Annotated in this window: 20 protein-coding genes, 1 tRNA gene and 3 pseudogenes; 10 read left to right on the top strand and 14 right to left on the bottom strand. The window is 56.9% G+C overall.

Translation table 11 applies throughout. The features are described from left to right. Positions 1–74: 74 nt before the first annotated feature. Positions 75–629: a PadR family transcriptional regulator gene (locus tag ACQUTI_RS18110; protein WP_043520961.1), complete on the bottom strand. Its 555-nt coding sequence runs from the start codon at positions 627–629 to the stop codon at positions 75–77. Between the two features lie 241 nt (positions 630–870). Between ACQUTI_RS18110 and ACQUTI_RS18105 the strand changes: the two genes are divergently transcribed. After that, positions 871–1647 carry a siderophore-interacting protein gene (locus ACQUTI_RS18105; RefSeq protein WP_072140370.1) on the top strand — a complete coding sequence of 259 codons (777 nt, stop codon included), beginning with the start codon at positions 871–873 and terminating at the stop codon, positions 1645–1647. A gap of 154 nt (positions 1648–1801) precedes the next feature. On the opposite strand, the gene ACQUTI_RS18100 is transcribed toward ACQUTI_RS18105, so the two are convergent. The 5 genes and pseudogenes from ACQUTI_RS18100 to ACQUTI_RS18080 form a co-directional block, all read right to left on the bottom strand. Next, positions 1802–3451, bottom strand: a complete 1650-nt coding sequence (locus ACQUTI_RS18100) for a glycerone kinase (protein WP_428923335.1) — start codon at positions 3449–3451, stop codon at positions 1802–1804. Between the two features lie 74 nt (positions 3452–3525). After that, complete coding sequence (gene dhaM, locus ACQUTI_RS18095) at positions 3526–4947, bottom strand: dihydroxyacetone kinase phosphoryl donor subunit DhaM (protein ID WP_254465680.1); 1422 nt, start codon at positions 4945–4947, stop codon at positions 3526–3528. Positions 4948–4957: 10 nt separating this feature from the next. Beyond that, positions 4958–5590, bottom strand: a complete 633-nt coding sequence (gene dhaL, locus ACQUTI_RS18090) for a dihydroxyacetone kinase subunit DhaL (RefSeq protein WP_017899726.1) — start codon at positions 5588–5590, stop codon at positions 4958–4960. Between the two features lie 10 nt (positions 5591–5600). Next, a complete protein-coding gene (gene dhaK / locus ACQUTI_RS18085; protein WP_004206091.1) occupies positions 5601–6671 on the bottom strand; it encodes a dihydroxyacetone kinase subunit DhaK in 1071 nt (356 codons plus the stop codon). 173 nt (positions 6672–6844) lie between these two features. After that, positions 6845–7029, bottom strand: a pseudogene (locus ACQUTI_RS18080) (hypothetical protein). Positions 7030–7280: 251 nt separating this feature from the next. Between ACQUTI_RS18080 and ACQUTI_RS18075 the strand changes: the two are divergent. Continuing rightward, positions 7281–8378, top strand: coding sequence for a glycerol dehydrogenase (locus ACQUTI_RS18075; protein ID WP_008806556.1), 1098 nt, complete (start codon positions 7281–7283; stop codon positions 8376–8378). A gap of 101 nt (positions 8379–8479) precedes the next feature. Beyond that, positions 8480–10405 (top strand): dihydroxyacetone kinase operon transcriptional regulator DhaR, encoded by a 1926-nt coding sequence (gene dhaR / locus ACQUTI_RS18070; protein ID WP_348878286.1) that lies wholly within the window; start codon positions 8480–8482, stop codon positions 10403–10405. Here the strand turns inward: dhaR and ACQUTI_RS18065 are convergent. The 3 genes and pseudogenes from ACQUTI_RS18065 to ACQUTI_RS18055 all read right to left on the bottom strand — a co-directional run. Continuing rightward, positions 10383–10514: pseudogene (locus tag ACQUTI_RS18065) on the bottom strand (cob(I)yrinic acid a,c-diamide adenosyltransferase); the annotation flags it as partial. The gene dhaR and the pseudogene ACQUTI_RS18065 overlap by 23 nt on opposite strands. Before the next feature lie 80 nt (positions 10515–10594). After that, complete coding sequence (gene hdeB, locus ACQUTI_RS18060) at positions 10595–10900, bottom strand: acid-activated periplasmic chaperone HdeB (RefSeq protein ID WP_004206087.1); 306 nt, start codon at positions 10898–10900, stop codon at positions 10595–10597. Positions 10901–10926: 26 nt separating this feature from the next. Then, positions 10927–11502 carry an HdeD family acid-resistance protein gene (locus tag ACQUTI_RS18055; protein WP_049004694.1) on the bottom strand — a complete coding sequence of 192 codons (576 nt, stop codon included), beginning with the start codon at positions 11500–11502 and terminating at the stop codon, positions 10927–10929. Positions 11503–11741: 239 nt separating this feature from the next. Between ACQUTI_RS18055 and ACQUTI_RS18050 the strand changes: the two genes are divergently transcribed. Beyond that, positions 11742–12404, top strand: a complete 663-nt coding sequence (locus ACQUTI_RS18050; protein WP_072140371.1) for a YfdX family protein — start codon at positions 11742–11744, stop codon at positions 12402–12404. Positions 12405–12493: 89 nt separating this feature from the next. On the opposite strand, the gene ACQUTI_RS18045 is transcribed toward ACQUTI_RS18050, so the two are convergent. Further along, on the bottom strand, positions 12494–15736 hold the full coding sequence (locus ACQUTI_RS18045; protein WP_064187769.1) for an ATP-binding protein: 3243 nt from the start codon (positions 15734–15736) through the stop codon (positions 12494–12496). 4 nt (positions 15737–15740) lie between these two features. After that, on the bottom strand, positions 15741–16355 hold the full coding sequence (evgA, locus tag ACQUTI_RS18040) for an acid-sensing system DNA-binding response regulator EvgA (RefSeq protein WP_004205283.1): 615 nt from the start codon (positions 16353–16355) through the stop codon (positions 15741–15743). A gap of 300 nt (positions 16356–16655) precedes the next feature. Here evgA and ACQUTI_RS18035 point away from each other — a divergent pair, with 300 nt between their 5' ends. Beyond that, on the top strand, positions 16656–17021 hold the full coding sequence (locus ACQUTI_RS18035; protein ID WP_017899731.1) for an HdeA/HdeB family chaperone: 366 nt from the start codon (positions 16656–16658) through the stop codon (positions 17019–17021). A gap of 68 nt (positions 17022–17089) precedes the next feature. Here ACQUTI_RS18035 and ACQUTI_RS18030 read toward each other — a convergent pair whose 3' ends face one another. Beyond that, the gene (locus ACQUTI_RS18030) at positions 17090–17362 is read right to left on the bottom strand and encodes a hypothetical protein (RefSeq protein ID WP_004205279.1); all 273 of its coding nucleotides are present in this window, start codon (positions 17360–17362) and stop codon (positions 17090–17092) included. A gap of 871 nt (positions 17363–18233) precedes the next feature. On the opposite strand from ACQUTI_RS18030, the gene ACQUTI_RS18025 reads away from it, so the two are divergent. The 4 genes and pseudogenes from ACQUTI_RS18025 to ACQUTI_RS18010 all read left to right on the top strand — a co-directional run bounded on the left by ACQUTI_RS18025 (position 18234) and on the right by ACQUTI_RS18010 (position 20750). Next, complete coding sequence (locus tag ACQUTI_RS18025; protein WP_131405006.1) at positions 18234–18482, top strand: hypothetical protein; 249 nt, start codon at positions 18234–18236, stop codon at positions 18480–18482. Between the two features lie 153 nt (positions 18483–18635). Then, positions 18636–19043: a hypothetical protein gene (locus tag ACQUTI_RS18020; RefSeq protein WP_131405005.1), complete on the top strand. Its 408-nt coding sequence runs from the start codon at positions 18636–18638 to the stop codon at positions 19041–19043. A gap of 76 nt (positions 19044–19119) precedes the next feature. Further along, positions 19120–19633 (top strand): annotated as a pseudogene (locus ACQUTI_RS18015) (transposase); the annotation flags it as partial. Between the two features lie 919 nt (positions 19634–20552). After that, positions 20553–20750 carry a hypothetical protein gene (locus ACQUTI_RS18010; RefSeq protein WP_023340736.1) on the top strand — a complete coding sequence of 66 codons (198 nt, stop codon included), beginning with the start codon at positions 20553–20555 and terminating at the stop codon, positions 20748–20750. Positions 20751–20971: 221 nt separating this feature from the next. On the opposite strand, the gene ACQUTI_RS18005 is transcribed toward ACQUTI_RS18010, so the two are convergent. Further along, positions 20972–21047: transfer RNA gene (locus ACQUTI_RS18005), tRNA-Ile, on the bottom strand. Between the two features lie 124 nt (positions 21048–21171). On the opposite strand from ACQUTI_RS18005, the gene mug reads away from it, so the two are divergent. Next, a complete protein-coding gene (mug, locus tag ACQUTI_RS18000) occupies positions 21172–21678 on the top strand; it encodes a G/U mismatch-specific DNA glycosylase (protein WP_108450842.1) in 507 nt (168 codons plus the stop codon). Between the two features lie 99 nt (positions 21679–21777). On the opposite strand, the gene rpoD is transcribed toward mug, so the two are convergent. Beyond that, positions 21778–23619 (bottom strand): RNA polymerase sigma factor RpoD, encoded by a 1842-nt coding sequence (gene rpoD / locus ACQUTI_RS17995; RefSeq protein ID WP_004174339.1) that lies wholly within the window; start codon positions 23617–23619, stop codon positions 21778–21780. Positions 23620–23634: the final 15 nt, after the last annotated feature.

Here is a 23634-nt window from a genome sequence, read left to right as displayed (position 1 = left end):
GTGGACTTTAGCGGGACGATCCGTCGTGGTGCGGGCTGCCCCAGCGCGGGGCAACCGATGGTGAGAAAAGAGGCTTAGTCTAGCTGGGAGATCTCCATCGCCGCTCGGTCGATAATGCCAATGATCTGCTTGAGCTGGGCGGCGCTGCTGGCCTGCTGGTTCACTTTCAGGTCGAGGACCGCTTTGAAATTCTCCAGCGCGCGCTTCATCTGCGGATCTCTGCGCAGCTCGCAGCCGACCATCCGCGCCTGCAAACGCTCCTGGATATGGGCCAGGTGCTCCTGGTTCTCCGCGTGCAGCTGTTTCCCCTCTTCGCTGATGACGATTTTTTTGCGTCCGTTGTCGTCTTCCACGCTGATAAGGCCCTGGTCCTGGAGCAGATCCAGCGTCGGGTAGATCACCCCCGGGCTGGGGCTGTAGTTCCCCTGGGTGAGGGTTTCGATCTCTTTGATCAGCTCATAGCCGTGGCTGGCGCTGCGACTGAGGATGTCCAGAATAATCAGCCGCAGTTCGCCGTGGCCAAAGAAACGCTGGCGACGTCCGCCGCCGCGGCGGCCATGTTCGCCGTGTTCGCTGGGATCGCTGTGGCGCCCGCGTGGCCCACGCCCCTCTTCATGATGATGTCGCATGGTTACCTCTCGTTGTTTTTTTTTGATATATCTAATTTATATCTAAAAAGTGAATATTCGCAATGCAACTTACGATTTATTTTTTAATGCTTTGATATTTATATATTTATTTTTGATATGCGTATTTTAATGCGGTTTGTTTTGACTATATCAAAAAAAGACTTGCATTCTTTTTAGTTGGCAATCATTATCATTTGCATCGAGTTTAGATATATCTATTTACTGTTCACGAAGGCGATCGATGATGACAAAAACCAAAGCAGACAAGTACCCGCAGCGTGTCCGCAATGAGCTGCGTTTCCGTGAGCTGACGGTGCTGCGCGTGGAGCGCGCAGGCGCGGCCTTCCAGCGCATCGTGCTGGGAGGCGAGGCGCTGGAAGGTTTCGTTTCCCGCGGCTTTGACGACCACACCAAGCTTTTCTTCCCGGAGCCGGGCGCGGCGTTTGCGCCGCCGCAGGTGACCGAGGAGGGGATCGACTGGGGTGAGGGCGTGCGGCCTGCTACCCGCGACTATACGCCGCTGTACGATGCCGAACGCCATGAGCTGGCGTATGACTTCTTTATCCACGATGGCGGAATTGCCAGCCGCTGGGCGCTGGAGGCAAAAGTGGGCGATAAGCTGGTGATCGGCGGTCCGCGCGGCTCGCTGGTGGTGCCGGAGGATTACGCCTGGCAGTTATATGTCTGCGATGAGTCCGGTATGCCGGCGCTGCGTCGTCGCCTGCTGGGATTGCGTCAGCTGGCGGTGACGCCGCAGGTGACGGCCATCGTCACTATCGCTGATGCGTCATATAAAGATTATTTGGCGGATCTCGACGGCTTTAACATCGAGTGGGTGGTGGGCCACAATCCGGCGTTCGTCGCCGAGCGTCTGGCCCAGGTGAAGGTGCCGGCGGAGGATTATTTCATCTGGCTGACCGGTGAAGGCGCGGTGGTGAAATCGCTGCTGGCGCGCTTTGAAGATGAGAGCATCGATCAGCAGCTGGTGCGTTCGCAGGCGTACTGGCACAGCAAGTAAAAAGCCATCGTGGTAAAACCCGGATAGCGGCGCGTAGTGCCTTATCCGGGCTAACCGCGATGCCGTTTTTTGTCGGGTGTCGGCTAACGCCTTACCCGACCTACCCTTCGGCGCTGTGACGTTGCCCCGGTAAGCGCAGCGCCACCGGGGAGGCTTATCGTTCCGCCAGCGCCTTAAACACCATCGCCACCGCGTGGGCGCCTGGGTCCATGTTGCCGAGCAGGCTGTCGCTGTTGAGATAGGACGCTCGTCCGGCGCCGGCTTTGCTCGACTGGCAGGTGCGATCCGCGCCGGCCTGCGCCGCGGCAAAAGCGGCCTGCAGGTTCTCCGGTTCGGCCAGCAGCGCCGTCAGCGCCGGCTGCAGAGCATCGATCATTGTCCGGTCGCCTTCCTCGGCGCCGCCGTAAAATTTCATCTGCTCCAGACCAGCGTTCAGCGCCTCGGCCACGCTGGCGCCTTGCTCCAGCTTCTGCCCGGCAGCGGTGTAGAAGATCGACATCAATACCCCGCTGGAGCCGCCCATCACCACCGTCAGGCGTTCGCCCGTCAGCGCAAACAGCGTGGGCAGGTCGTTGAGCGGCAGCTGCTGGCGCTGCAGCAGGTCGGCAATCTCACGCGCCCCGGCGGCGAAGGTGGAGCCGGTATCGCCATCGCCCACTTTGGCATCCAGCGCGTTGAGATGATCTTCAAGCCCGACGAGGGTGCTGGTCACCTGCGCGACGTAATCGCCCACCTGCGGGTTGGCAGAGGGCGTAAAGTCGACGCGTGCGCTGGCGAGAGTGGAGGGCATGATGTTAACTGTCCGCGGCTGCACCGGCCGTGGCCAGCCGGCGGTTTCCACATCCGCCAGCAGCGCTTTCTCAATACTCTCTTCCAGCACGATGGCGCTCAGCGAGAAACCCTTCATATCCAGGGCCGTCACCAGCGAGGCCGGGCCAATCAGCCAGTCAACGCGCGCCTGCAGCGGCGTGTTAGCCAGTTCGCGGGTCAGGATCGCCATTTCGGCCACCGACACGCCGCCGAGGTTATTGAGCATCACCGCCAGACGGCCGGTTTCCGGTAGGGCGGCGGTCAGTTTTTCCACCATCAGGTTGATGATGTCCGCACTGTTTTGCGTGGCGATGGTGGAGGCGCCAGGCTCGCCGTGGATGCCCATTCCCAGCTCGGCGTGACCGGCCTGATGGCGCGGCGCGCTGTCGGCCTCCTGTGGCAGATGGCAGCTGGCCAGCGCCACCCCGATGCTGGCGGTGTGGTTGGCGGCGTACCGCGCTTCGCGCAGAACGGTGGCGAGGTTGTAGCCGCGTTCGGCAAAATAGCCCGCCACCTTATGGACGAATAGCGTACCGGCGATGCCCCGCGGCTGTTTATTATCCGGCAGCGAAATGTCGTCGCCAACGATCAGCATTTCCACGTTGTAGCCAAGACGGCGCGCTTTCTCCGCCGCCAGGCCAAAGTTCAGCCGGTCGCCGGTATAGTTTTTTACGATCAGCAGGCAGCCCGCCTCGCCGGTCACCGCCTGAATGGCGGTAAGCACCGCGTCGACGCTCGGCGAGGCGAACAGATCGCCACAGACTGCGGCGGTCAGCATGCCTTTACCAATAAAGCCGACGTGCGCCGGTTCGTGGCCGGCGCCGCCGCCGGAGATCACCGCCACGTTGTTTTTATTCAGGTCGCGACGGACCACCACCCGGATCGCCGGGTCGCTCTCCAGCCGGGCGAGGTTATTCCACGGACTGGCGATGATGGTTCCCTCAATCACGTCGTTGACGAGGCTGGCGCGCTGGTTAAAAAAGAATTGAGACATAGTGGTTCCTGAAGAGTAAGCGAAAACTCACCCTCCGGAGGCAGACCTCCGGAGCGGTAACGGTCAAAGTGGATTTAGTGGCGGATAAGGCGCTGGTGGCGCATATCGAGCGTGATGGGCTCGCCGGGCTGCACGCTGTTCAGCGCCTCGCCCTGCTGGCACAGCCAGGCGATCCCCGCCGCGCGGGCGATAATCGCGCCGTGGGCCTGTTCGCTGCCGTCGCGCAGGCACAGGCCTTTGACGCGACTGGCATCCAGTTGCAGGACGGTCGACGGGAACATGTTGTCGGCGATAATAATGGTCGGCTCGCCGGGCGTCGGCAGCGTCTCCTGAACGTCCTGCAGATGGCGCAGGGTGCGCTGCAGAATATCTTCGATATCGATATAGCGCGCCTGCAGATAGGGGTCATCCAGCTGGCGATACTGCTGGCTGAGCTCCATCAGCACCTGATGCCACGCCCATTCCGCCGAGCACGGCTCGGTGAGCAGACGATCGTTGGCAGCATCAAACAGATCCTCATCGTCGAGCAGGGTGTGGTGCCCGGCGAAAATCGCCGCGATGTCGGCGTTAAATTTATTCTCCGCCAGCCCGGTCAGGGCGGTGAGCTCCGCCAGCGTCTGGTCGATGGCCCGGCGCAGTCGCTGCTGCTCGCGGGCGACATCGGCGGCGGCTGGACGCACCGGTTGGATCAGGGCCAGCGAATAGCGCAGCGCGATGCCTTCGACGCGCCCGGAGGTGGCCGGGGCCGCTGCCGGTTGCGCCGCAGGCGATTCGCCGAAGTTATCGGCGGCCAGCGCCTGAAACGCCGCCAGCGCCGCATCGGCCTCTGGCCCACGGGCCAGCAGGCGCAGCTTGTCGTTGCGTCGCACCTGCAACAGGGCGATTTGGTTGAGGCTGTCCGGTTTGACGCACTTCCCGTTTTTCTCCAGCAGCAGATCGGCGTTAAAGCCTGCCAGCGCGGCGACCAGCTTCGACGCCGGACGCACGTGCAGGCCGTTGTGGTTCTGTATGACCACCGCAAGCGATTTGCTGTCGCCATCGTCGGCAAGCGTCGGCGTCGGGGCGGCGTCAGGGGTTGGCGAAGGTAAACCCAGCTGGATCCGTTTGGCCTCCAGGGCGTTCATGGCGTCGGCGATCACTTTGTCGATCCCGGCGCCGGAGGCGGCGCTGACGGTGGCCGCCAGCGTCCCCTCCACCAGCGGCGCGGCGCACAGCCGCACCTTCGCGGCAATCGCCGGATCGAGCAGATCGAGAGCGGTCTCGGCGCTGAGCAACGCGCTGCCGATATCCATCATCACCAGCACGTGGTCGGTGTCGGCGACGGATTCGATCGCTTCCATGACCTTGATCGGGTCGGTGCCGATCGGGCTGTCGGGGTCGTCGATCCCGGCGGCGATCGCCAGCTTGCAGCCGTCGTTGATTAACATCTGCCGGGCCAGTTCTCCGACACCTTCGCCCAGCCGGGCGCTATGAGAAACAATAACCAGGTTTACCATCGCGATTTCCTTACTCTTTGGCCGCGGCGGCCAACATCTGCATCATAAACATCACTGACGTGGCGCCCGGATCCTGATGGCCGATGCTGCGTTCGCCAAGGTAGCTGGCGCGGCCTTTGCGCGCCTGCATGGTGATGGTACTGTGGGCGCCGGCTTCCGCTGCTTTGCAGGCGGCATCCAGCGCGGCGGCGATCGACAGGTGCTGCTCGCTGGACTGGCGCAGGGAGTCCACCACCGGCAGCCAGACGTCGCACATGGTTTTATCCCCCGGCTCCGCTTTGCCGCGGTTGACGACGCCGTCCGCGCCTTCGCGGATCATCAGGTACAGTTCGTCGAGCGTCAGGCTCTGGTGAGCCTGAGTGACCTGCGCGGCGCGAATGAAGAAGGTGCCGAACAGCGGGCCGCTGGCGCCGCCGACGTTGGAGAGCAGCGTCATGCCGGTGTTTTTGAGGATAAAGCCAATATCTTTATCGGCAATCGACGGCAGCTTTTCCACCACCTTGCTGAAGCCGCGGTGCATGTTCAGGCCGTGATCGGCATCGCCGATCTCTTTATCGAGGCCGGTGAGAAAATCGCTCTCTTTGGTGAAGATATCGCCGCAGCGGTACAGCCAGTCGACGATTTGCGTTCTGTTCAGTGACATGTCGTGCTCCTTAGTTTCCCCAGTTCAGCGCCGGGGTATGAACCGGGGCGTCCCATAGCGCCAGCGTCTCATCATCCACTTTCAGCAGAGTGATGGAGAAGCCCGCCATATCCAGCGAGGTGCAGTAGCTACCGACGAGGTTGCGTTCGATGATGATGCCGGACGCTTCGCAGCGCTGGGCGAGACGGTGATACACGCCGTACAGTTCGGACAGCGGGGTGGCGCCGAGGTTATTGACCAGCGCGATGACCCGGTCGCCGTTTTGCAGCGCGGTTTTGCTCTGCTTCACTTCCTGCCACGCGCCCTTGACGGTATCCCACTGGCGCAGCGTGCGGCTGTAGGCGCCATTCTCCAGCAGGGTATCGAACATCTCATCGACGGTTTGGTCCAGCGAGCTGAAGCGACGGCGGTCGATGCCCGGCTCGCCGTGAATGCCGACGCCGAACTCCATTTCATCGTCCTGCAGGGTAAAGGAAGGTTGTCCGGCGGCCGGTACGGTGCAGGCGCCGAGGGCGATGCCAATGGAGTGGCCGAGATTATTCAGGCGGCGCCCCAGTTCAGCGCAGGCCTCCAGCGAATCGCCGCGCTCGGCGGCGGCGCCGACCAGTTTTTCGATCAGTACGGTATTGGCGACGCCGCGGCGGCCTGCGGTATAGAGACTGTCCTTCACCGCCACGTCGTCGTCGACCACCACGGTGGTGACTTTAATGCCGCTCTCATGCAGCAGCTCGGTGGCGGTTTCGAAGTTCAGGATGTCGCCGGTGTAGTTTTTGATAATCAGCAGGACGCCTTCGCCGCCGTCAATCTGCATCGCGCATTCGAACATTTTATCCGGCGTCGGCGAGGTGAAGATTTCCCCCGGGCAGGCGCCAGAAAGCATCCCCTGGCCGATATAGCCACAGTGCATTGGCTCATGGCCGCTGCCGCCGCCGGAGAGGAGGGCGACCTTGCCGGCCACCGGCGCATCGGCGCGGGTGACGTACAGCGGGTCCTGATGCAGGGTCAGCTGCGGGTGGGCTTTAGCCAGCCCCTGTAATTGTTCATTCAGTACATCTTCAACACGGTTAATCAGCTTTTTCATTATTCAGTGCTCCGTTGGAGAAGGTTCGATGCGGCCTCTCTGCTGGCGGAGGCGGTCATCGCGTAGGGGTATCGTCTGACGGTGCAGCATGCCTGGCGATATGATGATTCTGGCTGAGCGGACGAAAAAAAGAATGCCCCGGCGATCGGGTTTCATTACGAAACATCGCCTGCTTATTTTGTTTCTTTATGGAACGTTTTTGCTGAGAAAACGGTGAAAATGCGAGCTGGCGCGCTTTTTTTCACCTGCTTTAAGCCCCGGTCATCGCAGCCGGCACAGTAGGCGGAAAAAATTTTTCGCTGATTTTCACGCAGCTGCGCGGGAAAAGCCTGCCGCTAAAGGGGGATGGTAGGGGAATTATGCGGCAGAGGAGCGGATCGGGATCGCAATCCTGACGGAGAACAGGGCTTTTTGTTCCAATATGGAACGTAAAAATTTAACCTGTGTTTCATATCAGAACAAAAAGGCGAAAGATTTTTTTGTTCCCTGCCGGCCCTACAGTGATCGCACTGCTCCGGTACATTCCGTTGAGGCCGCGCTTTACCGGCCGGCGCGGATAACGCCAGGGCTCATCATGTCTACATGCGCACTTATTTGAGGGTGAAAGGAATGCTAAAAGTTATTCAATCTCCAGCCAAATATCTTCAGGGTCCTGATGCTGCTGTTCTGTTCGGTCAATATGCTAAAAACCTGGCGGAGAGCTTCTTCGTCATCGCTGACGACTTCGTGATGAAGCTGGCGGGGGAGAAAGTGGTGAATGGCCTGCAGAGTCACGATATTCGCTGCCATGCGGAACGGTTTAACGGCGAATGCAGCCATGCGGAAATTAACCGCCTGATGGCGATTTTGCAAAAACAGGGCTGCCGCGGCGTGGTCGGCATCGGCGGCGGTAAGACCCTCGATACCGCGAAGGCGATCGGGTACTACCAGAAGCTGCCGGTGGTGGTGATCCCGACCATCGCTTCGACCGATGCGCCGACCAGCGCGCTGTCGGTGATCTACACCGAAGCGGGCGAGTTTGAAGAGTATCTGATCTATCCGAAAAACCCGGATATGGTGGTGATGGACACGGCGATTATCGCCAAAGCGCCGGTACGCCTGCTGGTCTCCGGCATGGGCGATGCGCTCTCCACCTGGTTCGAGGCTAAAGCCTGCTACGATGCGCGCGCCACCAGCATGGCCGGGGGGCAGTCCACCGAGGCGGCGCTGAGCCTGGCCCGCCTGTGCTATGATACGCTGCTGGCGGAGGGCGAAAAGGCCCGTCTGGCGGCGCAGGCCGGGGTGGTGACCGAAGCGCTGGAGCGCATCATCGAGGCAAACACCTACCTCAGCGGCATTGGCTTTGAAAGTAGCGGCCTGGCTGCCGCCCACGCGATCCACAACGGTTTCACCATTCTGGAAGAGTGTCACCACCTGTATCACGGCGAGAAAGTGGCCTTCGGCACCCTGGCGCAGCTGGTGCTGCAGAACAGCCCGATGGACGAGATTGAAACCGTGCTGGGCTTCTGCCAGCGCGTCGGCCTGCCGGTGACCCTCGCGCAGATGGGCGTCAAAGAGGGGATCGACGCGAAAATCGCCGCGGTGGCGAAAGCCACCTGCGCGGAAGGGGAGACCATCCACAATATGCCGTTCGCGGTGACCCCGGAAAGCGTGCACGCCGCTATCCTCACCGCCGATCTGTTAGGCCAGCAGTGGCTGGCGCGTTAATTCGCGGTGGCTAAACCGCTGGCGCCGGTCAGCGGTTTTTCTTTCTCCCCTCTGGCAGTGGCTGCCGGAGGGGTTCTCTATGGTAAAACGCGGAAAACAGTATGACTGTTCAGACTCAGGATACCGGGAAGGCGGTCTCTGCCGTCATCGCCCAGTCATGGCATCGCTGCAGCAAGTTTATGCAGCGTGAAACCTGGCAAACGCCGCACCAGGCCCAGGGCCTGACTTTTGACTCTATCTGTCGGCGTAAAACCGCGCTGCTGACCATCGGTCAGGCGGCGCTGGAGGACGCCTGGGAGTTTATGGACGGTCGCCCCTGCGCGCTGTTTATTCTTGATGAGACCGCCTGCATCCTGAGCCGCTGCGGCGAACCGCAAACGCTGGCGCAGTTGGCTGACCTGGGATTTCGCGACGGCAGCTACTGCGCGGAGAGCATTATCGGCACCTGCGCGCTGTCGCTGGCCGCGATGCAGGGGCAGCCGATCAACACCGCCGGCGATCGGCATTTTAAGCAGGCCCTGCAGCCATGGAGCTTTTGTTCGACGCCGGTGTTCGATAACCACGGGCGCCTGTTCGGCTCTATCTCGCTTTGCTGTCTGGTGGAGCACCAGTCCAGCGCCGACCTTTCCCTGACGCTGGCCATCGCCCGCGAGGTGGGCAATTCCCTGCTCACCGACAGCCTGCTGGCGGAATCCAACCGCCACCTTAATCAGATGTACGGCCTGCTGGAGAGCATGGACGACGGGGTGATGGCGTGGAACGAACAGGGGGTGCTGCAATTTCTCAATGTTCAGGCGGCGAGACTGCTGCATCTTGATGCCCAGGCCAGCCAGGGGAAAAATATCGCCGATCTGGTGACCCTTCCGGCGCTGCTGCGCCGGGCCATCAAACACGCCCGCGGCCTGAATCACGTTGAAGTTACCTTTGAAAGCCAGCACCAGTTTATCGACGCGGTGATCACCTTAAAACCGATCGTCGAGGCGCAAGGCAACAGCTTTATTCTGCTGCTGCACCCGGTGGAGCAGATGCGGCAGCTGATGACCAGCCAGCTGGGCAAAGTCAGCCACACCTTTGAGCAGATGTCAGCCGACGATCCGGAAACCCGGCGGCTGATCCACTTTGGCCGCCAGGCGGCGCGCGGCGGCTTCCCGGTGCTGCTGTGCGGTGAAGAAGGGGTGGGGAAAGAGCTGCTGAGCCAGGCCATCCACAATGAAAGCGAGCGGGCGGGCGGCCCCTATATCGCCGTCAACTGCCAGCTGTATGCCGACAGCGTGCTGGGCCAGGACTTTATGGGCAACGCCCCCACTGACGATGAAAATGGCCGCCTGAGCCGCCTTGAGCTGGCCAATGGCGGCACCCTGTTTCTGGAAAAAATTGAGTATCTGGCGCCGGAGCTGCAGTCGGCCCTGCTGCAGGTGATTAAGCAGGGAGTGCTTACCCGCCTCGACGCCCGCCGCCTGATCCCGGTGGATGTGAAGGTGATCGCCACCACCACCGTCGATCTGGCCAACCTGGTGGAACAGAACCGCTTTAGCCGCCAGCTGTACTATGCGCTGCACTCCTTCGAGATTGTCATCCCCCCGCTGCGCGCCCGGCGCAACAGCATCCCGTCGCTGGTGCATAACCGGCTGAAGAGCCTGGAGAAGCGTTTCTCTTCGCGGCTGAAAGTGGACGATGACGCGCTGGCCCAACTGGTGGCCTACTCGTGGCCGGGAAATGATTTTGAGCTTAACAGCGTGATAGAGAACATTGCCATCAGCAGCGACAACGGCCACATTCGGCTAAGCAACCTGCCGGAATATCTCTTTTCCGATCGGCCGGGGGTCGATAGCGGCTCATCGCTGCTGCCGGCCAGCCTGACCTTTAGCGCCATCGAAAAAGAGGCCATCATTCACGCTGCCCGGGTGACCAGCGGGCGGGTGCAGGAGATGTCGCAACTGCTGAATATTGGCCGCACCACCCTGTGGCGCAAAATGAAGCAGTACGATATCGACGCCAGCCAGTTCAAGCGCAAGCATCAGGCCTAGTCTTCTCGATACGCGCCATGGAGAACAGGGCGTCCGACAGACGATTGCTGTAGCGTTTGAGCGCGTCGCGCAGTGGGCCAAATTGGCCATCCTCTGCCGTGCGAATGCGCTAGCGATGAGTGTGACGGGGCCCGCCGCATAACGGCGGGTAACGAGGTTAACTTTCCCCGGCGAGCGCCGGGGGATGGCTTATTTTTTAATAACCGAGTTGAGGTCGCCGAGTTTAGCGGCGGGGTTCTTGTGGCACTGCTGCAGCATTTTCGGCACCGAGACGGTCTCGACTTCATGCCAGTCGACATAGTCCCCGCCGCTGAAGTCGGTGTTGCGATTCACTACCCAGAAGGCCACCGGGGTCATGCTTTTCGGGTTCATATCCATAAATTCCTGACAGGTCATATTCTGCGGTGTGGTTTCCTGTACCGCGAATGCCGGGCTGGTCATCAGACAGAATGTGGTCGCCGCCACGGTCAATACGAGTGCTTTAGGTAAATTCATTTTCTTCTCCAGTCATAAAATACGGCTTAAGCCCGAGCATGCTTCATCTTATTTCTCAGGACCAGAAAGCCGATGGCGCTAAATATCATTTCAACGCCGATAAATGCGGTAATAAATAACCAGCTTTGCTGCGGGTTCATTGCCAGCCACAGGCAGGCGATAATTAAATCCAGCAGACCGATAAAAATATTCCAGCCAGCGCCGCTTTGTTTTCGGGTTTTACATCCGCTGACGATGCGGGAAATACCGCCGAGAACAAATAAAAGGCCGAATAAAAAGGCCAGACTGCTCATGCCGTTGAGGGGATTGACGACAAAACTCAGGCCGAGCACGATCCAGGCGATGGCGAAGATCAGCGCCACCAGGCGTGATTTCCAGTGCTGCTGACGGAAAACAATCAGGCTGTATAGCGAATAGAAGCCGCAGATCATGAACAACATGCCGGTCACCGTGGCGAGATACCAGCCGGCGACCAATGGCCAGGCCAGACAACAGGCTCCGCAGATAAACAGCAGGGTGGCCATCATGCCGGCATGCCGTTTATATCGAATGAAGACGCGTGGGCTAAACGCATTTAAGGTGTAATGGCTAAACATAAACATAATTGCTCCGCAGATCCGGTTGGCGGCCTGACGCTGAATAAAATACGTTATGATTTATTCAGCGGGCCAAAAGAAATGTCTGAGGAAAATAGTAGGCCGTGCCATCGCCAGGCGTAAATAAGAGTGCTGAGGTCACTTTATACGCCTTGTCTGACAGCTGTCAGACAAGGCCCGCAATATCGATTCCGGGCTCTGATTCTCAATAACCACGATATTTTTTAAGCTGGCTGCGTTTGGTGATGCTTACCGATTTTAATCAGGAGTTAACGATGAAAAAAGTCATTCTGGCGAGCCTGCTGGCAACCATGATGGGTACCTCTCCGGTGTGGGCAGCAGATAACGCGACGGCAGCGCCTGCCGCGGCAGCCACAGCGCAGGTGCAGAAAGAAGCCGCCGATGTGTTACAGGTGGCGGTTCAGGGCGCGAACGCGATGCGCGACGTCCAGTTCGCCCGCCTGGCGTTGTTTCACGGCCAGCCGGAGAGCGCTAAAAAACTGACAGACGACGCCGCCGCGCTGCTGGCCGCCGATGACGCCAGCTGGGCGAAGTTCGTGAAAACCGACGCGACAGCCAAAATGATCGCCGATCGCTATGTGGTGATCAATGCGACCATCGCCTTGTCTGAAGACTATGTGGCCACCCCGGAAAAAGAGAGTGCCATTAAATCTGCCAACGAAAAACTGGCGAAAGGCGATCAGAAAGGGGCTATCGATACCCTGCGCCTGGCCGGTATTGGCGTGATTGAGAACCAGTATCTGATGCCGCTTAACCAGACCCGTAAGGCGGTGGCGCAGGCGCAAAAACTGCTGAAAGCCGGGAAGTATTACGAAGCGAATCTGGTGCTGAAAGGCGCTGAAGAGGGCATCGTGGTGGACAGCGAGATGCTGGTGGCGGGTAACTGATACCTGTTCCACCCTGAGAGAGCGCAGAGGAAGAGACTGACAAGGATGTCCCCTTAACGGTCGGGCAGCGGACTGCCCGACCGGAACGGCTAGCGGCCGATGAGGGCGTCGATTTCGCCATCGATCTCGCGCATGACGCCGGTGATGCGCTGTACCACCTCCAGACAGCTTGCCGGCGTCAGCGAATCAGGCCGCTTAGCCTCAAAAGGGGCGCACAGTTGTTGTAGCGCAGTAATCCCCAGGATTTGTGCTGAACCGTGCAGACGGTGCAGCGCCCGCAGAAAGGTCTGCGGTTCATGCCGGGCGATAGCCTGTCCGGCGGCCTGTAAATCTGTGGCCGACGCATCGCGGAACGTCTCCAGCATCTCAGCCATCAGCGCCTGGTCTCCCCCCGTATTTTCGGTCAGCACGCTGAGCTTCAGATGCCGGGCGGCGTTAGGTGATGCGTGGCCCACCGCTAAGCGGCTGAGCTCATGGCTCAGCGTCTGAACCGACACTGGCTTAAACAGACACATATTCATGCCGCTGGCCAGACATGCCTCCCGCGACTGCGGCAGCGCGCTGGCGGTCACTCCCCAAATCACCAGGCTCGGGTAGCGTCGGCGTAACGACGCCGCCAGCGCCAGGCCATCTTTCTTCGGCATATTGAGGTCCGTGATCAGCAGATCGTAATGTTTGCCGGCGAGCTTATTCTCCGCTTCTTCACCGTCGCAGGCTTCATCGACACTGTAGCCGATAGTGTTGAGCTGGCGTTTGAGCAACAGCCGGTTGGTGGGGTGGTCGTCCGCTATCAATATCGACAGCCCGGGCAGGGCCTGCGGCCTGACGGGCAATGCCTGTGGCGCGTGAATCGCGCAGCGACTCACCCTGACCGGCAGCGTGATGGTGAAAGTGGTCCCCACGCCCGGACGGCTGACCATCTCCAGCCGGCCCTGCATCAGCGTAACCAGCTCCTGGCAAATGACCAGCCCCAGCCCGGAGCCGGTCTGCTGGCGTCCCTGGCGCGCCTGGGCATAGCGATGAAAGAGGGTGGCCTGCTCTGCTTCACTGATCCCGCAGCCGCTGTCGCTAACGATGAGGGTCAGCTCTCCCTGTGTCTCATCCGCCTGCGCCAGCCGGCATGAGATCTGAATCGCGCCCTCGGCGGTAAACTTCAGCGCATTGCCGATGAGATTATTGAGAATTTGCCGCAGCGCCTGAGGGTCGACCCACAGCGCGATCCCCTCCTGCAGAGGGAGATGGCTATGCAGCGCGATCCCCTTCTGCTGCGCCAGCGCGCCGAAGGTGTGGCACTGCTGCGACACCACCTGCGCCACATCGCTCCACTGTGGGGTGATCTGGTATTTTCCCGACTCAATCTTGTCGATATCGAGAATATTGCCGATAAGTCCCAGCAGGGTTTGCGCCGTCGACCCCGCCAGCTCGATCGCCTCTTTACGCTGACCGACGTTCAGCTCTGGTTTCGCCAGCAGTTCCAGAAAGCCGACGATGGCGCTCACCGGCGTGCGCAGCTCGTGGCTCATGCTGGCCAGAAAGCGACTCTTGGCTTTTGTCGCTTGAATCGCTTTGTCTTTTTCCCGCTCCAGCGCGCAGGAGAGGGCTTCCTTCTGCGCCAGCTCCTCTTCCAGCCGCTGCTGAGAGTCTTTGCGTTTGCGTACTTCCCGGCACAGGGAGAGTCCCCAGCCGAGGCTGATGGCGATCAGCACCAGCGCGAAGGCGATCAGCTGGTAAAACTGGCGGCTGTACTGGCTCCAGTTCTCTATTTGCTGGCTGGAGATTTTCGACCACTTCTCGGTCATCTGCAGAATGTCCCGCGGCGGAATGGCCTGCAGCGCTTTGTTGAGCACGGCGGCCAGCACCGGTTCATCGCGTGGGATCGCCAGCCGAATGGCGGCGACCGGGAGTCCATCGATGCGGGTGTAGTGAAGATCTTGCGGATAGTAGTGATCGATCATATAGCGGGCGGAAAGCTCCGAGGCCACGGCGGCATCCACCTCGCCTTCCTCCACCATCTTCATGGCGACACCAACGTTATCCGTCTCCACCCAGTTAACCTGCGGAAAGCGCGCTTTCAGGTCGTGGGCGGCGATCGGCCCCACCGGCAGGGCGATCCGTGCCGGGCGCGTCAGCAGATGCGGGTCGGGCGCGCTGCCGCGGGCGACCAGCACAAAGGCCACGTTAATGAGCGGCTCGCTGAGGGTGACGTAAGCCTGCGGCTGCGGGGTCAGGGTCGCGGCGGGCATGATCGCCCAATCCTCTTTTTCCATGCGCTTTGCCAGATCCTGACGATTGCGCACCAGAATAGGGTCAAACTGCAGCCCGGTCTGTAGTGAGAAAATATTCAGCATATCGGCCATGATGCCGCGCAGCTCATCTTCGTCATCCACCAGGGTAAAAGGTGGAAAGTAGGGGTTAACCAGCAGGCGGATGTGACGATGCTTCCGCAGCCAGCGCTGCTCCTCAGCGGTAAAAGGCAACGGGGTATTAAGAAACGACAGATCGCCGCGGTTGAGCCAGTTTTGCATGATCCGCATCGCGGTATCGCTGTCGATGGCGTGGATAAAACGGTCAAGGAGCTGGTGCAGCGCCGGTCGATCTTCACGGGTGACAAAGCGGTTGTGCTGCTCCTGCTGACGAAAATAGTGCGTGATGACCAGCGATTGCGAGAAATATTTCGAGATGCAGTGGCCGGTGGTGATGTTGTTGCCGATGAAATACTGATTCTCGCCGCTGACCACCGAGGCGAGGGCCTGATAGTCGCTATCATAAAGGGTGATTTTGGCGTTGGGAAACGCCTGTTGAATAATATCGAAAAAGGCGCAATCGCGGGTGCAGGCTAGCTTGACGCGGCGGTCGGTGGTTAGCGGCGGCAGGGGGGATTTTAGCGAGGTGACCAGCGTCGGCCAGGTTTTGATCAGCGGTGCGGATTGAACCAGGCCCGGGGCGAGCGCATCCCGGTGCGCCACCTGAGTGAGCAGGGTATCGACCTGGCGGTCGGCCAGGGCGGCCAGCGCCTGCTGCTCGGTGTCATATTGGCGGATAACCACCTTTAGCCCGAGGCTGTGCGCCATCAGCGCCAGATAGTCGGCGTTAATCCCCTGATAGCTTTCTTCGTCGCTGTCGTAGACGACGGGCGTCATCTCAGGGAGCCAGGTGCCGACGATCAGCGTTGGCTGGGCGGCCAGCCAGGCCTTTGCCTTATCGTTGAGCGGAATGTCGATCGCCGCAATGTGGGCATGGCTTTTCAGCTCCAGTTGCTTCATGGCAAACGCGGAGGGAGAGAGACTCAGCGCCAGCCCGACAATCAGGGATAAAATAAGACGAACGACCATGCCATCACCCTATTTTATTGCGTTGCGCAAAGTCATAAAGCTCAAGCAGGGAGCTGCAGCCTAATTTATCCATCAGACGGACCTTATAGGTGCTTACCGTCTTATTGCTGATATTCATTTTGCTGCCGATGGTGGTGTAGTCGATGCCGCTGAGAATATAGCGGAAGACCTTCATCTCCTGCGTTGACAGCGTATCCAGTCGGTCCTGATCGGTGATGCCGTGGGTGCAGAAGCGCTCCAGTGAAAAAGGGAAATAGCTGTAGCCATTATTGGCCGCGTCGATCGCGGCGAGGATATTATTCATTCCCTCTTTTTTACTCACAAAACCATTGGCCCCGCAGTCGGCGCTACGTTTGCCGTAAAACAGTTCATTCTTGGCGGAAATGACGATGATTTTTCCCCGGTAGCGGCGTTTTCGCAGCTGCTCCAGAACGTCTATGCCGCTGAGTTCCGGAATATCAACGTCGACGATCAGCAGGTCAGGCTGCATGGTTTCGGCGGTCTGTACCGCATGGGCGCCGCTGTCGAGTTCCGCTGCGACGGTAATGCCGTTGCTGTCGAGAAGGTTGCGAATGGCGATACGTGCCAATGGATGATCGTCAATGATTATCGCATTCATGGGGGCGTAAATCCTGATATGAAAAAAGAGGGCGATGCCTGATGCAGGTGCGGCGGGGGTTATTTTTATCGGTGCCGTAATAAGGCGCAATTGTAACACAAATCGTTTTCGGCCGGGAAAATATTGTGGATGTGTGCCTGCCGAATATATTTGCATATCGGGATGACAGCTGTAGGAAAAGGCGTTCGCTTGCTTCAGCGCTGTCTGCTGTTAAAAAAAATGCAAACGATTAATCTGCGCTTTTTAAGGTGAGGTGCCGGGAATATCGTCCGGTGACAGCTGGCAGGTAAAATAATAACAATGGTAAAAGCAAAGCGCCGCCTCTGGCGAAAATGGGCTTGGAAACGTCTGATGGCAGGAATAATCGTCCTGGCAATAAGTAACGCCGCGGTGGGAAAGGACGTGACGACCACTGAGGCGCGGACGCGCGATATGATGCGCTGTCAGGATTATCTGCAGCTGGATCCGCGCACCTGGACGCCGATGGTGATCTGGCTGATGAACGATCCTTTTTCCCTGCAGCCGCCGGAGTGGACCGACTTCCATGAAGCCGAGCTGGTGCTGACGCCGATCCTCACCGAAATCTGCCGTCAGGAGCCAGATGCCTGGCTGACTTCGCTGCGGGAACGGCTCAATTCTTATCAGCAGGTGCGGTCGCTGAACTAAGCGACCGCGGTAAAGCGGCAGAAAAAGTGACTAAACGTGCAGTTAGCGGCCAATTTCTGCGCCGAAGATCAGCAGCGGCCCGCTTTTTTCGACAGGGCGTCGCAGGTTTTGCTCGCTGGCGTCGGGTTGGCGCCGGCACAGATGGCATCCGAGACGGTGCTACTGCCGCCCAGCGGGATCAGTCCATACAGTTTCGGCTCGGCGGCTTTAGTCACATAGCAGCGATGGCGGGTGTTGCCGATGGTCGCCACAAAGTTGGTTTTCACATCCTGCTGCTTCGCATCGGAAATGGTCACCTGCGAAACATCGACATTAAAGGCAAAAGCGGCGGCTTCTTTCATTTCGCTTTCCGTCGCCATCGGTGGTTTAGCTACGCAACCCGTTAATAACAGTGCCAGACAGGTACTGACTGATATATCCCGTATTTTCATATTTTCATCCTTTTGTGTGAGTCAGCGGGTTGTATATATGAGCGACGGGAGGGGGGCGTTGATTTTGATCAGCTGGTACAGGGAAGGGGTATTTTTCGGAAATTGGCCTGAATTGTTAAAGTTATCGTGAGCAGTATGAATTCCAGCGTTGCGGGAATGAAAGGTGTTTTATGCCGACCTTGCGTAGTAAGACAGAGTAAACAGGAACGCGGCAATGATGGACTGGCTTCGGGAGGTGGGCAACGCAGATGGCCTGCGCAAACTTTTGCCAGGATAGAGCACTGTCTATTTTAGCGTAAGCGTAAATTTTCCTTTTCGCGATAACGGATTTTTTATCCTCTTAGCGGAATGGCAAGAAAATGCTGACCACGCGCATTGCTCAACGGCTTATGTTGCCATTTTATCGCTATTCTAAAATTTAGAAACAAAAAAGCCACTCTTTAGAGTGGCCTAACTGTATGTATTTACTGCTAAAATTTGGTGGCCCCTGTTGGGTTTGAACCAACGACCAAGCGATTATGAGTTCCTACCTGAACAACCGAAAATCAATGTTTTGCGTTATTTATCATTGACATAGATTGCCATCATTTGCCAATGATTACCCATTATTCGCCATTTCTACCGAAACTTTATCGCCATTTCATTTCTTTACTGTTTGAGGTGTTGCTTCAACGAAACTATGGCCGTACATTTTGAATTAAGCCGTGAGTATACCCGCACTGGCTTGTTTGAAAGTGGCAAGGTGGCTTCCTCATATCCCTTAAATCCCTAAGGAATGGATATGAAAAAGAAGCTTAAGAGAAAACATAAAACCTACGCTAAAAGCGTTCAAGTTTCTCGTTGTAGTCGAACTGTTGCAAAAAGCAAAATTTCATGTAAGGCATTGAAAGTTTTTCAATTTATTTCATGTGCTTTTTCAATGTACAGATCTATGCGGGACTTAGGTTGGTTAGAACACCTTCCAGCGCTTGTGGAGAAAATAGGCGTAGTTTTGAAGTTGCTGTCATTGGTTTTTAAACGATTTTTTTAGAATAATGGAGGGCTTATGAGTAATTCGTCCCTATCTTCTACGATTTCTGAAGTATAAAAACCACTTAAAACGGAGGAATCCCCTCCATTTTAGCTTCCGTTGAAGAGGAGTAGCTCTTCTGGAACGTTAGGGTAAATGTAACGAGGAAAAGCATTGAAGCAATTACTAGTCACAAAGCGAAATGGTAACTTGGAAGCGATCAACATTGATCGAATCCATAAGGTGCTATCGCATGCGGCTGATGCTTTAGGCTTTGATGCTAGCGAAGATGATCTAGAAAGTAGTTATCTTGATTATGCTATAAGAGTTATCGTTGGTCGATCTCCTAGTGATCCAAAGGTAAACGTTGGAAAGATAGAGATACAAAACTATATTTTTCTTCTGCCTTATCAAGGTGTTGTTAGAGTTTTTGTCATCGCGACAAAAAATGCACCCCAAAATTTCTCGATTTGTGATGCATTGTTTTCCGTTACTACAATCCAACTACTCAAAGCTTCGAGAAGGTTAGCCCGTTCTCCTCCATTTCAGCGATTACCCATTGTTCCTCATTTTTGCCACTGATCTCCTCCCTGCAAATAGTGCCTGGCTAAACTGAAGCCTCCGGTCTTTCTTCCATCTCACAGAGAGGCACATCGCCATGAAAAAGACCCGCTATACCGAAGAACAGATTGCGTTTGCGCTGAAACGGGCCGAAACCGGCACCCGCGTCGGGAAGTCTGCCGAAAGATGGGCATTTCTGAAGCCACTTTTTATAACTGGAAGAAGAAATTCGCCGGTCTGGGCGTAACGGAACTGCGGCGTCTGCGGCAACTGGAGGATGAAAATCAGCGGCTGAAGAAACTGGTGGCTGACCTGAGTCTGGACAAGGAGATGCTGCAGGAGGTACTGAAACAAAAGTTCTGAGGCCGGCTCAGAAGCGTCAGGCGGTGCATTTTCTGCGGGAGGCTTACCGTATCAGTGTCCGACGGGGGGGCGGACTGCTGATACAGAGCAGAACCGTTTACCACTGGCAGAGCCGGCGGGATGATCGGGCGATAACCCTGCGTATCCGGGAAATAGCGGAAACCCGGATCCGCTACGGTTGCCCGCGTATTCATATTCAGTTGCGGCGGGAAGGCTGGCCTGTTAACCACAAGAAAACACACCGGATTCGGCTGAATTCATCCGAAGTCTCCGGAAAGACGAAGATCTCTGATTTAGCACTGCACTGAATTTGGGCTAGGGTCAAAACCCCCGAAATCTCAAAAAGTGCGTGGAACTAAAACGGGTGCGCTTACACAGTGGCCAAAGTCAGCTTTGTATGTGAATGTAGAAGTACAAAATTTTGCCATAGTTGTTGCGACTAACTGACTACCATCGCTATAAAAAAACCCCACCGAAAGATGGGGTTTTTTTATAGCGGAAATTTGGCATGATTCGCGCTATGTCACATCAATTCGATAAATGGTTTGGCGACCACTTATGAAAGTCTGTGAGACTGCAAGTTGATCAGATGTATTTTCGAACACCTAAGCGCATACGTCAACCCATCATCTTTATAGCTATATGCTATCAACGTCATGAAATGGATGGTTCAAAGCAAAAGTTTTTGGACTGATAGTAAGCTTCAGCCGTATAATCTCCCTAGATCAAAGACTTCTTGCTCTATGGTTGATCAGAATGTGGATGCTATTGAACTCTGTTGTTAAGCGATAATCGGTCCTAAGGTAGCGAAATTCCTTGTCGGGTAAGTTCCGAGAAGACTAAGCCTATTGAGGCTTTTGAACGCCGAGCTGGAGAGTAGCCGTTAGCGCATAAGCGCAAACTACCGAACTTTCCTTTTCGTACGTACAAGATGCTTATCATTCTCAATATGAGAGCAGATAAAGTTATTAATGTGGCTTAATCTGTTGAATTCAATATAAGTTGCTCACCGGTGGCACGGTTTGGTGGGGTTCTCGTTTTACGAGGGTAGTGACTTCAATCCCGAGGCTGTGAGACTGCAAGTTGATCCTTTGGTCGCTCATGAGTATTTTTGCGGCCCCTGACGCTATCTTTTGAGATACAGCCTCCTTTAACCAGGAGGTTAAAATGCCAAAAAAACGTAAAAAATCGAGCGGAAAAAAGGGCGGGCTACCTGCAATGTTCATCACATTCTTGTTGTCAGTCTCAGGAGCATTGCTAGTGCACGGCGACCAGGGAAACCTTTTAGCTAACCCACTGATCAATGTGACGGTTGTTAATGTTCACAGTAATGTGACTGTTAACAACTTAAGTTCTGTAAGGTAAGCTGTAAGGGGGAAGCGGAGCTCGGAAACGGGTTCCGCTTTTCTTTTTTCTTACCCAGATTGCAAAGTGGTTGTGCATTGAGACAGAAAATTTGTTAGGGCATGAGCACTGAATGAGCATGGCTGAAAAAATACACCGCCATTTTATCGCCACTCAAAAAACATATAACAAAAAGGCCACTCGCTAGAGTGGCCTAAATGCATGTATTTATTGTTAAAATTTGGTGGCCCCTGTTGGGTTTGAACCAACGACCAAGCGATTATGAGTCGCCTGCTCTAACCACTGAGCTAAGGGGCCGTGGCGAGGGATTATAAAGTAACTGACGGTTGCAATCCAGCGTAAAGCGCGCAGCTGCTGTTTTTATAAACAATGCATTTTCAATCCTTTATAATCATGTTTTAGCCATACAGCCGGAGAAAACATGATTAGCGATATCCTTGCGCCGGGCCTGCGCGTCGTCTTTTGCGGTATCAACCCGGGGAAGTCTTCCGCCCATACCGGCTTTCATTTTGCCCATCCTGGCAACCGCTTCTGGAAGGTCATCCATCAGGCCGGCTTTACCGATCGGCAGCTCAGGCCGGAAGAGGAGCTACAGCTGCTGGATACGCGCTGCGGCATCACCATGCTGGTTGAGCGTCCGACGGTGCAGGCCAGCGAGGTCGCCCTGCAGGAGCTGCGCAGCGGCGGCCGTGAGCTGGTGAAGAAGATTGAGGAGTATCAGCCGCAGGCCCTGGCGGTGCTCGGCAAGCAGGCCTTCGAGCTGGCCTTTAACCAGCGCGGGGCGAAGTGGGGGAAACAGGCGATAACCATTGGCACGACCCAGGTGTGGGTGCTGCCCAATCCCAGCGGTTTAAACCGGGCGACGCTCGATAAGCTGGTGGCGGCCTATCGTGAACTGGATGATGCCCTGGCGACCCGCGGTCAGTAGCGGAGAGCGGCGGCTTTCCCCGAGCGGCCAGCGAAACGCCATAAAAAAAGCTCCCCGCAGGGAGCTTTTTAACCGGCTTTGGACGCTGTCCCGCGACGATTAATCGTCGAGGAAGCTACGCAGCACTTCAGAACGGCTCGGGTGGCGCAGTTTACGCAGCGCCTTCGCTTCGATCTGACGGATACGTTCGCGAGTAACGTCGAACTGTTTACCCACTTCTTCCAGCGTGTGGTCGGTGTTCATGTCGATACCGAAACGCATACGCAGGACTTTCGCTTCACGAGCGGTAAGGCCGGCCAGCACGTCGTGCGTTGCCGCACGCAGGCTCTCGGTGGTCGCGGAATCCAGCGGCAGCTCGAGGGTGGTATCCTCGATGAAATCCCCCAGATGCGAATCTTCATCGTCGCCGATCGGCGTTTCCATGGAGATAGGCTCTTTGGCGATCTTCAGCACTTTACGGATTTTGTCTTCCGGCATCAGCATGCGCTCGGCCAGCTCTTCCGGGGTCGGTTCACGGCCCATCTCCTGCAGCATCTGACGGGAGATACGGTTGAGCTTGTTAATGGTCTCAATCATATGCACCGGAATACGGATGGTGCGCGCCTGATCCGCGATGGAGCGGGTGATCGCCTGACGGATCCACCAGGTAGCGTAGGTCGAGAACTTGTAGCCGCGACGGTATTCGAACTTATCCACCGCTTTCATCAGACCGATGTTGCCTTCCTGAATCAGGTCGAGGAACTGCAGACCGCGGTTGGTGTATTTCTTGGCGATCGAGATAACCAGACGCAGGTTCGCTTCCACCATCTCTTTCTTCGCACGGCGGGCTTTCGCTTCACCGATGGACATGCGACGGTTGATATCCTTCACCTGCTCGATGGTCAGGCCGGTCTCTTCTTCGATCTGCTGCAGCTTCTGCAGGCCGCGCTGCACGTCTTCTTTCACTTCCAGCAGCTTCTCGGACCACGGCTTGTTCATCGCCACCGCGGCGTTGAACCAGGTTTCGCTGGTTTCGTTGCCGGTGAACAGGGTGATGAAGTTTTTCTTCGGCATTTTGCACTGCTCAACGCACAGCTTCATGATGATACGTTCCTGAGTACGAACGCGATCCATCATGCTACGCATGCTGTTGACCAGGTAATCGAACTGCTTCGGCACCAGGCGGAACTGCTTGAAGACTTCAGACAGCTTCAGGATCTCTTCCTGGGCGGCGGCATGGCTACGACCTTTGGCTTTGATAGTGTCGCGCGTCAGCTCGTACTGGGTACGCAGCTCGGCGAACTTCTCACGGGCCAGCTCAGGGTCGATGCTGTTGTCGTCATCGCTGTTGTCGTCGGCGTCTTCATCTTCGTCTTCGTCTTCGTCGTCATCCATCTCTTCCTGAGACAGCTCGGAGCCAACGTGGGTGGCGGTCGGCGCCATATCTTCTTCGGCGTTCGGATCGACGAAACCGGTGATCAGATCGGACAGACGGGCTTCTTCCGCTTCCACGCGGTCGTACTGCTCAAGCAGGTAGGTGATCGCTTCCGGGTATTCGGCAACGGAGCACTGCACCTGGTTGATGCCGTCTTCAATGCGTTTGGCGATGTCGATTTCGCCTTCACGGGTCAGCAGCTCTACGGTACCCATTTCACGCATGTACATGCGCACCGGGTCGGTCGTACGCCCGATTTCGGATTCCACGCTGGAGAGCACCTGCGCGGCGGCTTCGGCAGCATCTTCATCCGCGGTGTTTTCGGCAAGCATCAGATCATCGGCATCCGGTGCTTCTTCCATCACCTGAATGCCCATGTCGTTGATCATTTGGATGATGTCTTCGATCTGATCGGAATCGACGATATCTTCCGGCAGATGGTCATTGACCTCGGCATAGGTCAGATAGCCTTGCTCCTTACCACGTTGGACAAGAAGCTTCAGCTGTGACTGCGGGTTTTGCTCCATAAGACGGTATCCACA

The organism is Klebsiella sp. 7-CIP_Kleb., from assembly GCF_050378655.1.
Classification (GTDB): Bacteria; Pseudomonadota; Gammaproteobacteria; order Enterobacterales; family Enterobacteriaceae; genus Klebsiella; species Klebsiella quasipneumoniae.
This window is presented reverse-complemented; position numbering and strand designations above follow the sequence as displayed.

Coding starts and splice junctions, on each gene's coding strand:
- ACQUTI_RS18110 (WP_043520961.1), bottom strand. CDS start 629: ATGCGACATCATCATGAAGAGGGGCGTGGGCCACGCGGGCGCCACAGC.
- ACQUTI_RS18105 (WP_072140370.1), top strand. CDS start 871: ATGATGACAAAAACCAAAGCAGACAAGTACCCGCAGCGTGTCCGCAAT.
- ACQUTI_RS18100 (WP_428923335.1), bottom strand. CDS start 3,451: ATGTCTCAATTCTTTTTTAACCAGCGCGCCAGCCTCGTCAACGACGTG.
- dhaM (WP_254465680.1), bottom strand. CDS start 4,947: ATGGTAAACCTGGTTATTGTTTCTCATAGCGCCCGGCTGGGCGAAGGT.
- dhaL (WP_017899726.1), bottom strand. CDS start 5,590: ATGTCACTGAACAGAACGCAAATCGTCGACTGGCTGTACCGCTGCGGC.
- dhaK (WP_004206091.1), bottom strand. CDS start 6,671: ATGAAAAAGCTGATTAACCGTGTTGAAGATGTACTGAATGAACAATTA.
- ACQUTI_RS18075 (WP_008806556.1), top strand. CDS start 7,281: ATGCTAAAAGTTATTCAATCTCCAGCCAAATATCTTCAGGGTCCTGAT.
- dhaR (WP_348878286.1), top strand. CDS start 8,480: ATGACTGTTCAGACTCAGGATACCGGGAAGGCGGTCTCTGCCGTCATC.
- hdeB (WP_004206087.1), bottom strand. CDS start 10,900: ATGAATTTACCTAAAGCACTCGTATTGACCGTGGCGGCGACCACATTC.
- ACQUTI_RS18055 (WP_049004694.1), bottom strand. CDS start 11,502: ATGTTTATGTTTAGCCATTACACCTTAAATGCGTTTAGCCCACGCGTC.
- ACQUTI_RS18050 (WP_072140371.1), top strand. CDS start 11,742: ATGCTTACCGATTTTAATCAGGAGTTAACGATGAAAAAAGTCATTCTG.
- ACQUTI_RS18045 (WP_064187769.1), bottom strand. CDS start 15,736: ATGGTCGTTCGTCTTATTTTATCCCTGATTGTCGGGCTGGCGCTGAGT.
- evgA (WP_004205283.1), bottom strand. CDS start 16,355: ATGAATGCGATAATCATTGACGATCATCCATTGGCACGTATCGCCATT.
- ACQUTI_RS18035 (WP_017899731.1), top strand. CDS start 16,656: ATGGTAAAAGCAAAGCGCCGCCTCTGGCGAAAATGGGCTTGGAAACGT.
- ACQUTI_RS18030 (WP_004205279.1), bottom strand. CDS start 17,362: ATGAAAGAAGCCGCCGCTTTTGCCTTTAATGTCGATGTTTCGCAGGTG.
- ACQUTI_RS18025 (WP_131405006.1), top strand. CDS start 18,234: ATGAAAAAGAAGCTTAAGAGAAAACATAAAACCTACGCTAAAAGCGTT.
- ACQUTI_RS18010 (WP_023340736.1), top strand. CDS start 20,553: ATGCCAAAAAAACGTAAAAAATCGAGCGGAAAAAAGGGCGGGCTACCT.
- mug (WP_108450842.1), top strand. CDS start 21,172: ATGATTAGCGATATCCTTGCGCCGGGCCTGCGCGTCGTCTTTTGCGGT.
- rpoD (WP_004174339.1), bottom strand. CDS start 23,619: ATGGAGCAAAACCCGCAGTCACAGCTGAAGCTTCTTGTCCAACGTGGT.